This is a genomic window from Acinetobacter sp. YH12126, assembly GCF_013418745.1.
In the GTDB taxonomy this organism is placed as follows: domain Bacteria; phylum Pseudomonadota; class Gammaproteobacteria; order Pseudomonadales; family Moraxellaceae; genus Acinetobacter; species Acinetobacter amyesii.
The window spans coordinates 24680-36428 of sequence record NZ_VPBM01000023.1; the positions used below are offsets into that span (position 1 = coordinate 24680).

At 41.6% G+C, this 11749-nt stretch carries 14 protein-coding genes and 1 pseudogene; 4 read left to right on the forward strand and 11 right to left on the reverse strand.

Annotated features, from left to right (window positions below):
• Positions 1-4: 4 nt before the first annotated feature.
• Both FTU62_RS14980 and FTU62_RS14985 read right to left on the reverse strand, forming a co-directional pair.
• Positions 5-700, reverse strand: a complete 696-nt coding sequence (locus tag FTU62_RS14980; RefSeq protein WP_078191157.1) for a GntR family transcriptional regulator — start codon at positions 698-700, stop codon at positions 5-7.
• Positions 701-847: 147 nt separating this feature from the next.
• On the reverse strand, positions 848-1660 hold the full coding sequence (locus FTU62_RS14985; RefSeq protein ID WP_180103081.1) for a sulfite exporter TauE/SafE family protein: 813 nt from the start codon (positions 1658-1660) through the stop codon (positions 848-850).
• A gap of 29 nt (positions 1661-1689) precedes the next feature.
• Between FTU62_RS14985 and FTU62_RS14990 the strand changes: the two genes are divergently transcribed.
• Both FTU62_RS14990 and FTU62_RS14995 read left to right on the forward strand, forming a co-directional pair.
• Complete coding sequence (locus FTU62_RS14990) at positions 1690-2445, forward strand: biotin--[acetyl-CoA-carboxylase] ligase (RefSeq protein ID WP_180063933.1); 756 nt, start codon at positions 1690-1692, stop codon at positions 2443-2445.
• 22 nt (positions 2446-2467) lie between these two features.
• Positions 2468-3199: a type III pantothenate kinase gene (locus FTU62_RS14995; RefSeq protein WP_180103082.1), complete on the forward strand. Its 732-nt coding sequence runs from the start codon at positions 2468-2470 to the stop codon at positions 3197-3199.
• Position 3200: 1 nt separating this feature from the next.
• Here the strand turns inward: FTU62_RS14995 and FTU62_RS15000 are convergent, their stop codons facing one another.
• Both FTU62_RS15000 and ffh read right to left on the reverse strand, forming a co-directional pair.
• The gene (locus FTU62_RS15000; RefSeq protein WP_111884791.1) at positions 3201-3767 is read right to left on the reverse strand and encodes an alpha/beta hydrolase; all 567 of its coding nucleotides are present in this window, start codon (positions 3765-3767) and stop codon (positions 3201-3203) included.
• Between the two features lie 938 nt (positions 3768-4705).
• A complete protein-coding gene (gene ffh / locus FTU62_RS15010; RefSeq protein ID WP_078191163.1) occupies positions 4706-6109 on the reverse strand; it encodes a signal recognition particle protein in 1404 nt (467 codons plus the stop codon).
• A 138-nt stretch (positions 6110-6247) separates the two neighbouring features.
• Between ffh and FTU62_RS15015 the strand changes: the two genes are divergently transcribed.
• On the forward strand, positions 6248-7057 hold the full coding sequence (locus FTU62_RS15015; RefSeq protein ID WP_180103084.1) for an inner membrane protein YpjD: 810 nt from the start codon (positions 6248-6250) through the stop codon (positions 7055-7057).
• 133 nt (positions 7058-7190) lie between these two features.
• Here FTU62_RS15015 and FTU62_RS15020 read toward each other — a convergent pair whose 3' ends face one another.
• Complete coding sequence (locus FTU62_RS15020) at positions 7191-7400, reverse strand: cold-shock protein (RefSeq protein WP_067761877.1); 210 nt, start codon at positions 7398-7400, stop codon at positions 7191-7193.
• A 449-nt stretch (positions 7401-7849) separates the two neighbouring features.
• On the opposite strand from FTU62_RS15020, the gene FTU62_RS15025 reads away from it, so the two are divergent.
• Positions 7850-8782, forward strand: a complete 933-nt coding sequence (locus tag FTU62_RS15025) for a tRNA-dihydrouridine synthase (RefSeq protein WP_180103085.1) — start codon at positions 7850-7852, stop codon at positions 8780-8782.
• A gap of 92 nt (positions 8783-8874) precedes the next feature.
• Here the strand turns inward: FTU62_RS15025 and FTU62_RS15030 are convergent, their stop codons facing one another.
• The 6 genes and pseudogenes from FTU62_RS15030 to FTU62_RS15055 form a co-directional block, all read right to left on the reverse strand.
• Complete coding sequence (locus FTU62_RS15030; protein ID WP_180034571.1) at positions 8875-9243, reverse strand: SseB family protein; 369 nt, start codon at positions 9241-9243, stop codon at positions 8875-8877.
• 62 nt (positions 9244-9305) lie between these two features.
• Positions 9306-9959 (reverse strand): annotated as a pseudogene (locus tag FTU62_RS15035) (NERD domain-containing protein).
• A gap of 39 nt (positions 9960-9998) precedes the next feature.
• The gene (locus FTU62_RS15040; protein ID WP_180103086.1) at positions 9999-10481 is read right to left on the reverse strand and encodes a methylated-DNA--[protein]-cysteine S-methyltransferase; all 483 of its coding nucleotides are present in this window, start codon (positions 10479-10481) and stop codon (positions 9999-10001) included.
• Between the two features lie 37 nt (positions 10482-10518).
• Positions 10519-10836, reverse strand: coding sequence for a quaternary ammonium compound efflux SMR transporter SugE (gene sugE, locus FTU62_RS15045; RefSeq protein ID WP_180103087.1), 318 nt, complete (start codon positions 10834-10836; stop codon positions 10519-10521).
• A 55-nt stretch (positions 10837-10891) separates the two neighbouring features.
• A complete protein-coding gene (gene sugE / locus FTU62_RS15050; RefSeq protein ID WP_180103088.1) occupies positions 10892-11209 on the reverse strand; it encodes a quaternary ammonium compound efflux SMR transporter SugE in 318 nt (105 codons plus the stop codon).
• 56 nt (positions 11210-11265) lie between these two features.
• Entirely contained in the window at positions 11266-11583 is a 318-nt protein-coding gene (locus FTU62_RS15055) for a multidrug efflux SMR transporter (protein WP_180103089.1), read from the reverse strand.
• Positions 11584-11749: the final 166 nt, after the last annotated feature.

Consider the following 11749-nt stretch of genomic DNA (forward strand, 5'->3'; position numbering starts at 1 on the left):
CTGATCAGCGGCGTGAACGTCTCGCCCACGCTAATTCGATTTGTTTCATCCGTGTTAGTGATTCCAACACAAGGTTGCGTAAGTGTCGACAAAAATCTTCCATAAATAAAGTGGCTTGATGTGATTTTCTGATTAAAACTGCATCAGTCACTAATTTAAACAAATCAAAAGATTCTTGTAGTTCACGTCGTGAAATATTCAGTGTCAGGAAATAACTACGTCTGAGTGATGGCAACAATTCTTGGTAATAACGCATCAGGTAGGTATTTCCCACCATTTCATGCTGACGAGCCATGCCCTGAAAAATCAGATCATAAAACTTTTCAGTATTGCCTTGGCGAGTTTCCACGTCTAATTGTTCAAGTAATAACTGAATACGTTCAGCTTCATGGCTGCGCCACGTTTCCGCCATACGATGCACAATTTGACCCAACAATAATGCTGCAATATCAAATAATGAACGCACTTGTAAAGCCGACATTTCAGAGACTAAGGCGCCACGGCGTGGGTAGATTTCAATGAGCTGGGTCCGTTCTAAAATCAATAAAGCTTCACGAACAGAGCCACGGCTCACATCCAATTCGGCCGCAATTCTAAGTTCCTGAATACGCTCGCCTTCGACCAACTCACCGCGAATGATTTGTTCACCGATGTGTTTGGCAATTTGTTCTGACAAACTGTCCGCTTCTTGTTGTTGCATACTGTTCCTATCTTTTTTTTATAAGATGCAATGTTCAGATTTACACTCAATCTATTTGCATTAGAAACGATAAGCAACCTAATTGAACATGACATTGTCTGACAATCTTGTGTCAACAAAGCCAATTTTTTCAGTCAAAACGGACAATCATGCGCCAAAGGCTTGCATACCTTGGTAAATAAAATAGCAGCCGACTGTTGTTAATAAACATGCAAAACAACGCTTTAGCATAAATGGCGACAACATATGAGCCACTTTCGCACCCAATTTCGCAGTGATGAAGCTCATGACACTAATCCCGATAAATGCATAAATATGGATATAACCAATGGTATTGGGAACCACGATATCGGATTGATGACCAAACCACATAAAGCCGAGTGCCCCAGCAATCGCAATTGGTAAACCACATGCAGCAGATGTCGCGACTGCTTTTTGCATAATGACGCCGTTTTTATTCAAATACGGGACGGTTAAGCTACCACCACCAATACCGAAGATCGCAGAAGCAATCCCAATGCCGCCGCCTGCTGCCATTTGCATGGCTTGTGAGGGTAAATGTTTATTCGGATCGACAGGTGTTGCTGCACCTCGAAACATTTTAAAGGCCACCCAGACCGCAAAAAAGCCAATTAACAGTTGCAAACCCTGCCCTGATAAATAATCTGCAATGCCTGCACCGAGAAATGAACCGATCACCAAACCCGGTGCCAAATTCCGAAAGACATTCCACAGCACTGCACCTTTTTTATGATGAGCCGAAACCGAACTGAGTGAGGTCACAATAATCGTGGCCAAAGAGGTGCCCACCGCCATGTGCATAATCACACTGGGGTCATACTGAAGTTGGGTAAAGACGATGAATAAAATCGGCACAATAATCAGGCCACCGCCAACACCAAATAGCCCCGCAGCAAAACCAGCGATTGCACCAATCAGTAAATATATGATTAACTCCATCAATATTATTCCACAACTCTCAGATTCAAATGGATTTAGAGACCAGACACTTACAGCAATTGCTGAGCACAGTACCTCAACCGCCTGAAGTTTTATTACTGAAGCCCATTACTACATCGACCAATGACGATGTCCGTGAGATTGCAAAAAAAGGCATTCAACATGTTTTGGTATGCAGTGAACAACAGACTCAGGGCCGTGGGCAACGCGATCATCAATGGGTCTCACCCGTTGGTAATATCTATTTAAGCACATTGCTGAATTTACAGACAGCGATAGATGGACGGCTTGCACTCGAAATTGCCTTAAATATCTTGCAAATGCCAAGTTTGCAAAATCTCGCATTACAAGTGAAATGGCCCAATGACCTGTATAGCCCACAAGGCAAATGGGGCGGGATTTTGATTGAACCAATTTCGCCACATCAAGCGATCGTCGGCGTTGGGATGAACTTATTTCCGATTCCATCCGCAGGAATTGAGCAGCGCGCAACCTCGTTATCTGAACTCGGACTTCCCTCACCAAACCGTTTGCAGTTAATTGCTGAACTGTATGCCGCGATTCAACTTGCAGGTGAATGGTTCGATCATAACTGCTATAACCTCGCTGCACGATTCAACCATTATGCTGCATTTATGCAACAGCCTGTTGAGCTTGAACACCTACAAGGCAAAAGCCAAGGTCTCTTTCTCGGTATTGAAAATGATGGTTCGATCAACATCCAAACTTCGCAGCGCTTAGAAAATCATTTCCAAGGTCGCTTACGTTTAGCAGATCAATCATAAACAGGATTGCAAAGGCCTACTGATGAAAAAATTATGGCTCGATGTCGGTAATACTCGGCTGAAATACTGGATTACTGAACACGATCAAATCATAGAACATGCTGCGGAACTGCATTTACAGTCGCCTGCCGAACTCCTACTCGGTTTAATCCAGCACTTTAAAAGTTTGGACTTAGATCAGGTCGGGATTTCCTCGGTACTCGACAAGAAAAATAATGATCGGATTCAAAAAATTCTTAAATTTTTAGCCATTCCTGTCACCATTGCCAAAGTTCATGCCGAATATGCGGGCTTGCGCTGTGCCTACGAAGATACCAGTAAATTCGGGATCGACCGTTGGCTGCAAATGCTGGCTGTGGTCAAAGACCCTACACAAAAATACTGTGTGATTAGCTGTGGAACAGCACTCACCATTGACTTAACGGATGGATTACAACATTTAGGTGGCTATATTTTGCCAAATTTATATTTGCAACGTGATTCGCTCATCCAAAACACCAAAGGCATTAAAATTCCAGATGCCATCTTTGACGAGCTGTCTCCTGGTAAAAATACCATCGACGCTGTTCATCATGGCATATTGCTCAGTTTGGTCAGCACCATTGAAAAGGTGCTTGATAAATATCCCAGTCGCTTAATTTTAACTGGGGGCGATGCTGCGCTATTTGCCAAATACCTGCAGCGCTTTACGCCTGAAGTCCATAATGATCTGCTTTTAAAAGGCCTGCAAAGCTATATTGGCCAACAACCGTAGATTAAGCCCGGATCAAATACGGCTCCACAGCATCCCAGACTTCGGGCAATTCGGTACAGCCTTCAGAGTCAATAAAATGCCCCTGATGACGCGCTTCAATCACCTGTGCATCTAGGCTTTTTGCCTGAGCCAAGCTGAATTCGGGTTGCACTCGCTCATCGCCTTTTGAATAGATCACTACCCGATGCTCAACCTGCTGTTTTAGCAAGTCAAAATCTATTTTAGCTGCATCAATAAAAGGATTCACCTGCTCTAGACGTCCCAAGCGGCCATTAAAACCGGCCGCAAGCACAAGAGCTTTTATGTTCTGATGCTGCAGTTTTTGCGACAGATAATGCAGTGCAGCGATACATCCCAAACTATGGGCAATTAATATAGAGTTTTCATTTAATGCGTCAATCTGCGCATCCATTTGCTTCATCCACACATTTAAGACGGGTGTTTCTGATGGATCAAGCCGAAGCACCTTGAGGCTGACGCCCGCTTTTTTTGCCTTTTGCGCGATCCACGGAAACCAATTCTCTTCAGGGCTCGCGGTATAGCCATGCACCACAATTACTTGCGCCATTTCATGCTCCATTCCTCTTTTTGAATTCAGTCTGAAATAAAAATTAGAGATTGAGGGTAAACAATTGTGAATTTTTGCAAAACTTGACTATTTGCTAGAACACTTTCATGAGCTGATTCAAAATATCCAGCAATTCTGGAAACATTATGAAGCCGTAAAAGTCCTGTATTTTCCCTTCAGTGTTCTACCTTTGGATCACTATTGATAACTTCAGCGTGAACAGTGGCGGAACAAAAGGATCATTACTGGATAGCATGCGCACGGCCAATGGCAAATGCTGATGCAGCATATGACGGTTCAATTTGCATTTTAAAATAAAGCTGCCTAATTCAGAAAAAAATTAAAGGAATACACAAATCCAGAAATAAAAATGCCCGCTCAAATCTTGCCTTACCGCTGGCTGAAATGTGCTGTCAAACATTGCAGCGCTGTCAGACAACCCAAACTGTGCGCAATAATAATTTTATTTTCATCGAGCTTAGGCATTTGCAGGAAAATAAATTTCTAACATTCGTCAAAATCTGGTTGTACTGCATTTGCCATATCAATGCGCCAAGAATAATGTCCTACCCCTTGCTGCTTTTGTCTCAATAAGGAAACTAATACTCATTAGGGGAAGCCTGATGAGCATGAATCAGATAGATGTTTTGGCTTTCTGGCGTATGCGGTGTATTCATGATTTGATGCTTATTATGGGTAAAGCTTTCAATTTGCAGTTCAGCAAACTTTCACCTCTGTTTTAGACCTGTCATCTACACGGTCTCAATGTCAATTTCGCATGTTCTTGTAATGATTTAGCTCAATTGGTATTTATCAGTTCGTATACAAATTCCTTCATCCAGTGCTTACTTATAATTCTCGTAGCAATTGTTTGAATGCGGTCTTATCAAATTACAGCCATAAAAAAAGGCGCTAAATGCGCCTTTTTTAAGTCCAAATTACTTCGGATCTTTACTGCCGAACAATGGACCCATGCCACCGCCGCCAAATTGTTTTTGCATATTGCCCAATGATTTCATCATTTTTGCCATACCCGTTGGGTTGGCAAATTTCTTCATCATTTTCGCCATTTGCGCATGTTGCTTGATGAGTTTATTCACTTCCGCAACATCCATACCACAACCTGCTGCAATACGTTTTTTACGGCTTGGATTCATCAAGTCTGGGTTACGACGTTCTTTAATGGTCATCGATTGAATAATCGCTTCCATTTTCTTCACTTGCTTTTCAGGATTTGCTTGTGCAATCGCATCTTGAATCCCTGAGTTGCTCATGCCTGGAAGTTTATCCAGGAAGCCCATCATGCCGCCCATTTTGTTCATTTGTTCAAACTGCATCAGCATATCTTCAAAGTTGAAGCTACCGCCTTTTTGCAGTTTTTTCGCCATTTTTTCGGCTTTTTCTTTGTCGATTTTACGTTCAACTTCTTCGACCAAAGAAAGTACGTCACCCATACCCAAAATACGCTGTGCGATACGTTCAGGATGGAATGGCTCTAGGGCATCGAGTTTTTCACCCATACCCAAGAATTTGATTGGCTTGCCAGTAATGGCACGAACAGAAAGTGCCGCACCACCACGTGCATCACCATCCGTTTTTGTCAGGATCACACCCGTCAACGGCAAGGCATCATTAAAGGCTTTTGCCGTATTCGCCGCATCCTGACCGGTCATGGCATCAACCACGAACAATGTTTCAGTCGGCTTAATTGCTGCATGTAGCTCTTTAATTTCATCCATCATTTCGTCGTCTACATGTAAACGACCTGCTGTATCGACAATCAAGACATCAGCAAATTGAATTTTTGCTTGCTCAATCGCACGATTTGCGATGGTAATCGGTTTTTCGTCTGCGCTAGATTCAAAGAAAATCGCGCCAACTTCACCCGCAACTGTTTGTAGCTGTTTAATCGCTGCTGGACGATAAACGTCGGCAGACACCATTGCTACTTTTTTCTTTTGACGTTCTTGTAAGAAACGTGCAAGTTTTGCCGCAGTGGTTGTTTTACCCGCACCTTGTAAACCTGCAAGAAGCACAACAACTGGTGGTTTTGCCGCTAGGTCTAGGCTTTCATTCGCCTCACCCATCATTTTGGTCAATTCGTCATGAACGATTTTGACGAAAGCCTGCCCCGGTGATAACTGAGTCATCACTTCTTGGCCCAATGCTTCTTCCTTAACTTTCGCGATGAATTCACGAGTTACAGGTAACGCAACATCGGCTTCAAGAAGTGCCATACGTACTTCGCGTAACGTATCTTTAATATTGTCTTCGGTTAGCTGCCCTGAGCCAGTAACATTTCTTAAACTCTGCGTGAGTCGTTCTGTTAAGGTATCAAACATTGCAAAATCCGCTTAAAATAGCCATGAGCAAAAAATTGTTTCTTAAAATAGAAAATTTATGCATAGAATGCTATAGGATACTTTAGTTCTTGCAGAATTTATATAAATGAATATTCAACATCCTGAAAAAGGTTTGACATGATCAGTCTCCCCTTGGTTTACACGATCCTAGCATTAATCGCTTATACCACGTCTTTTTGGTATTTATTCAGCCATTTAATGTCTAAACGTGCGCCGAACCATTGGTTTATTGGTGTTGTACTTGGTTTAGGCATGTTATTGCATGCAGGTGTTTTATATAACGACATGTTGACACCTATGGGTGTCAACTATGACGTGTTCAACCTGATGTCTTTTACTTCAGGTCTCATGCTATTACTCAGTGTGTTATTTAGTACCTATCGACCTGTGCTTGCAATGAACCTGTTGGGCATTCCTGTGGCAGCGACAGGGTTGATTTTGGGCTTCGCATTTAGTCGACAAAATCAATTTATAGAGCAACATTCACTGGGTTTAGATATCCATATTATTTTGTCGCTTTCCGCGTATGCCGTCCTGCTGATGGCAACTATTCAAGCGGTTATTTTGCGTTTACAAGACCGTGAACTGAAAAACAAGCAGAAAAAACGTGTATGGGTGAGCCTGCTTCCACCCTTTCAAGCCATGGAATCTTTGCTATTTGATTTATTGATTGCTGGATTTGCACTACTGACCGTGGCGCTTGGGTTTGGTTTCTTCACCATCGATAACTTCTTTGCACAGCATTTGGCGCATAAAACTGCCTTTAGCATCATTTCATGGTTCGTCTATGGTGCCTTGCTCATTGGGCATTATCGATTCGGCTGGCGTGGTCAAAAAGCCATTCGCTTTACCATCATTGGTTTTTGTCTCTTGGCAGTCGGCTTTATTGGTTCTAAGTTTATTTTAGAAATGGTTTTGGGCCGCTAAGTCGACGATGAAACGATTTTAAGTTTTATTAAGAAGGGAGCTAAGGCTCTCTTTATTATAGCTTGATTATTCACACAGAAATAACTGGCATAAAAAAAGCGCTATACAGCGCTTTTTTTTCATTACGTCTAAATTATAGAGCAACGATGTTTACAGCATTCGGGCCTTTTTGACCTTGAGCGATGCTGAAAGAAACCTTTTGGCCTTCTTGCAAAGTTTTGAAGCCAGAACCAGTGATTTCGCTAAAGTGAGCAAAAACGTCAGGACCGTTGTCTTGTGCAATAAAACCGAAACCTTTAGTTTCGTTGAACCATTTAACTGTACCAGTAACTGTATTAGACATAATAATACCTATTAATTTGTTGATTTAGCCATTGGATGATGACTGACTATAACTTGGAAAATAATAAAGAATTGAACTTCATTTCTGTAAAAAACGAAGGATTATGACTAACACTGCGATACTTAAAGAAAATTTACGAAACAATACTTTTTTTCTAGTTGCAGCCATCATACATGAAATCTTAAAAGATTCAAGCACAGTATATGTTGTTGATTCCATTAAAAAACAACAGTACAAGCCATCTTCTTATTATTACTATCCATATGTATTTACTCATTTTATTGTTAAAGTTTTATGTCAGTCAATACTTTACGACTTTGGTCCTAATTTCACCAAATAGTTACATAAAATCTTGTCATTTCGTGTTCCGCGTCACCATAAGCACAAAACCTAGACATCCCTTTCAAAACCACGTATAACTCCGTTTTTCAATTTTTGGCTGTGTGACCGTGAAACTTGTTCTTGCGCCGATGGAAGGCTTAACCGACCCAATTATGCGAGATGTGTTGACGCATGTGGGGAGTTTTGACTGGTGTGTAACCGAGTTTATCCGTGTCACGGACTCTGTCCTGCCCGATCATATTTATCATAGCTATTGTCCTGAACTAAACAATGAAGGCAAAACTGCAGCAGGAACACCGGTTCATGTACAGTTCTTAGGTAACAATCCCATTATGCTCGCGGCAAATGCTGTACGCGCGGTAGAACTTGGTGCCCCTGCGATTGATATGAACTTTGGTTGCCCTGCAAAAACCGTCAACCGCCACCGTGGTGGTTCAGTTCTGCTAGATGAGCCTGAAGTGGTGTATGAGTTAGTCAAAGCTGTGCGTGATGCTGTTCCGAGTCATATTCCTGTATCGGCAAAAATGCGTTTGGGCTATATGGACCGTAACTTCACTATGGAAAATGCGCATGCCATCGAAGATGCCGGAGCTGCATGGGTTACAGTCCATGCGCGGACTAAAGCCGATGGTTATACCCCGCCTGCCTTTTGGGATCAGTTGCAACCCATTCGTGAAGCATTGAAAATCAATGTGATTGCCAACGGTGAAATTTGGAATAATGCCGATGCCAAACAGTGCCAACTCGAATCCGGTTGTGAAGACCTAATGATTGGTCGTGCTGCGGTGACCACTCCTGACATTACACAGTGTATCCGTCGTAATACCGATGAACCGCTGATTACATGGCATGAACTACTTGGATTACAAATTCGTTTCTTAAATGGCTCGTATAAAAAAGAAATGAATATGGTCGGTCGTTATAAACAATGGCTCGGCATGATGTCGAAGCACTATCCAGAAGCCAAACTCCTTTGGGATGAAGTAAAACGTGTCAAACCACTTGATGAAATCGTGCAAAAACTCAAAGCCGGTATGTAAGTTTTAAAGCACATCGCCCAATATGAAAATGAAAAAGTGTGAAAACACCTATCTAAGCGTAGCCGCAGAGCCTTTGATTACACCTACAGTGTTCAAAGGCTTTGTTGTTTGGCAAACTCTAAAATTGCGTCGATCTCATCTGCCAAGAACTCTTTAGGATGTTCCGAAGTCGGGTTCATCACCAAGCTTGCGCCTTTGGTAATCGCAAATAATTTTTCAGCACTGATCATGACAAACTCTGCATCTGCACCAACATCCTGTTGTAGCATCTCAAGACTCAGAAAAAATGGAATGGCTTGCTCGCCTTGCTCCGTTTCCATCAATTGAAAATGTAAATGCTGCTCAGCATCACGCTCACCCAAACAATACACTTGGCTGGATAAAAGTTGCTGATAAAAGTCTTGGTATTGCTCAGGATGATCTAAAGTCGATTCATAAAGGTGTTGAAGCGTGTCGTTCATTGTTATTGTCCGTCTATTTTTATCATTCAGATACTGTTCACAATCCACAGCATACAGGAAGTTTATGAATTATGCCGTTGATTTAAATCTTCAACGTGCTGTCGATTTGTTTTCCACGATTTTTCTAAAATTTCTTTTTCTAAACGCAACTGTATTCGTTTAAGTTTCATTTCAGAGACCACGGGTTGCTGAAAGGTTTGAACATAGTCCACCCAAGCTGTACCCCGAAAAACATTCGACGGCATCTCTGTTTTAAACACTGCTTCAGGCATAAAAACAATCACAGAATGCATATTGTCTTTATCCACAATATCGCTCAACACCTGTTCTAACACTTTCATATGTTTATAATTTTGGTGAATTGGATTTTGAAATTTAAAACTTTTTTATAAATCTTTTGCGTCCATTGTTTTTGTCTCTCGCTCCCAAAAATCCAGCCCTTATAGTTTTTAGTTTCAATCACAAACACACCAAAAGGGCTTAACAGAAGATGATCAATTTGAGTGGTAGCTCCCTCACCATCCGGTAAGGTCAAGTCATTTAACAATATATAATGGTCTTTCAAATAAAGTTTGACATGAACGGCGACAGCAAACTCCCCCCATTTTCCCCTTTAAATATGGTTTAAATGCTTTGATTGCCCCCACAATCAGTAACAATGGAATTAGCCACCAAAACGTCGAAATGAGCGGTGCAAAAATTTGAGAAATATTCATTGATTTGATTCATTATTTTAAATAAGTATATTTTCTATTTTATTGTAATTTCTCAATTTTTAACAATATTTCTTTATTTTCTAGACCACCCGCAAAACCCACTAATTTTCCATTTGCGCCCACGACACGATGACAGGGTGCAATAATTGAAATTGGATTTTTACCATTGGCTGCACCCACAGCACGTACGGCTTTGACATTGCCGATCTGCTCTGCAATTTGTTTATAACTGCGAGTTTCTCCAAAAGGAATCGTCAGTAGAGCTTGCCAAACTTGTTGCTGAAATGCAGTACCCTCAAAGTCTAGTGGCAAGTCAAATTGCTGTCTTTTACCCGCAAAATATTCATTTAATTGCTGTGCGGTTTTGAGCAAAATCGGGTGTTGCAGATCTTCAACCAAAGCCGCCAATCCTACACGATTAGTATTTTCATTTTCCCAAAGCACAGCCACCAATGCGGTTTCATGTGCAACAAGTTTTAATTGTCCAACGGGCGAATTTAAAAACTGATAAGAAAGTTGCATGAGATACTCCAAGCTCAAAATCGCAGCACTTCATTATTCAGGAGGACGATAATTTCATCAAGACTAGTCCTGAAATAATCAGTACCGCAGCTAGCATGCGCATGGCATTTGCGGGCTCAGCCAATACAACGATGCCGAGGATAAATGATCCCACTGCACCAATCCCTGTCCACACGGTATAGGCTGTACCCAGCGGTAAGGATTTCATTGCATAAGACAATAAAGCAAAACTTGCGATCATGAAAACAATGGTCAAAATACTTGGCGTCAGTTTGCTAAAGCCTTCAGAGACTTTCATACAATATGCCCAGACTACCTCAAGCAATCCCGCTACAATTAATAAAACCCAAGCCATATTTTTACCCATAAAAAAAGCACAGGGGTCAATGACCGCTGTGCTTTAGAACATATTAACTTGAAGATAATTTCATCAAGATTAGACCAGAAATGATCAGTACTGCGGCTAACATCCGCATGGCAGTTGCAGGCTCACCCAATACAACGATGCCGAGGATAAATGATCCCACTGCACCAATCCCTGTCCACACTGTATAAGCTGTACCCAGCGGTAAGGATTTCATTGCATAAGACAACAAAGCGAAACTTGCGATCATGAAAACAATGGTCAAAATACTTGGCGTCAGTTTGCTAAAGCCTTCAGAGACTTTCATACAATATGCCCAGACCACCTCAAGCAATCCCGCTACAATTAATAAAACCCAAGCCATATTTTTACCCATAAAAAAAAGCACAAAAGGCTTTTACCTCTGTGCTTTAGAACATATTAACTTGAAGATAATTTCATCAAGATTAGACCCGAAATCATCAGTACTGCGGCTAACATCCGCATGGCAGTTGCAGGCTCACCGAGTATAAAAATACCCACGACGAAAGAGCCAATCGCGCCGATTCCTGTCCAAATGGTATAAGCTGTTCCCAGAGGCAACGTTTTCATGGCATAGGCCAACAAACCAAAGCTCAGGATCATAAAAAATAAAGTGACTAAACTTGGGCCAAGTTTTGTAAAGCCTTCTGAGAGCTTCATCGAATAGGCCCAAACGATTTCAAAAATACCAGCGAATACCAGAACAACCCAAGCCATGATGCCTTCCTCCATATTAATAGAGTCAGGTCGTCCTGACGATTTTTCTTACTGGCTTTGAACAAAGATGTAAGGGAGGTCGTTCCTCCGAATATTTTCTCAGTATAGCAAATATGCTGAATTTTAGTGCAGTCTTTACATTTTTTGACCAAATTCAGGGCGTTAT

Bases quoted from the DNA above. Each gene is read 5' to 3' on its own strand.
- FTU62_RS14980 (WP_078191157.1), bottom strand. From the start codon at position 700: ATGCAACAACAAGAAGCGGACAGTTTGTCAGAACAAATTGCCAAACAC.
- FTU62_RS14985 (WP_180103081.1), bottom strand. From the start codon at position 1,660: ATGGAGTTAATCATATATTTACTGATTGGTGCAATCGCTGGTTTTGCT.
- FTU62_RS14990 (WP_180063933.1), top strand. From the start codon at position 1,690: ATGGATTTAGAGACCAGACACTTACAGCAATTGCTGAGCACAGTACCT.
- FTU62_RS14995 (WP_180103082.1), top strand. From the start codon at position 2,468: ATGAAAAAATTATGGCTCGATGTCGGTAATACTCGGCTGAAATACTGG.
- FTU62_RS15000 (WP_111884791.1), bottom strand. From the start codon at position 3,767: ATGGCGCAAGTAATTGTGGTGCATGGCTATACCGCGAGCCCTGAAGAG.
- ffh (WP_078191163.1), bottom strand. From the start codon at position 6,109: ATGTTTGATACCTTAACAGAACGACTCACGCAGAGTTTAAGAAATGTT.
- FTU62_RS15015 (WP_180103084.1), top strand. From the start codon at position 6,248: ATGATCAGTCTCCCCTTGGTTTACACGATCCTAGCATTAATCGCTTAT.
- FTU62_RS15020 (WP_067761877.1), bottom strand. From the start codon at position 7,400: ATGTCTAATACAGTTACTGGTACAGTTAAATGGTTCAACGAAACTAAA.
- FTU62_RS15030 (WP_180034571.1), bottom strand. From the start codon at position 9,243: ATGAACGACACGCTTCAACACCTTTATGAATCGACTTTAGATCATCCT.
- FTU62_RS15040 (WP_180103086.1), bottom strand. From the start codon at position 10,481: ATGCAACTTTCTTATCAGTTTTTAAATTCGCCCGTTGGACAATTAAAA.
- sugE (WP_180103087.1), bottom strand. From the start codon at position 10,836: ATGGCTTGGGTTTTATTAATTGTAGCGGGATTGCTTGAGGTAGTCTGG.
- sugE (WP_180103088.1), bottom strand. From the start codon at position 11,209: ATGGCTTGGGTTTTATTAATTGTAGCGGGATTGCTTGAGGTGGTCTGG.
- FTU62_RS15055 (WP_180103089.1), bottom strand. From the start codon at position 11,583: ATGGCTTGGGTTGTTCTGGTATTCGCTGGTATTTTTGAAATCGTTTGG.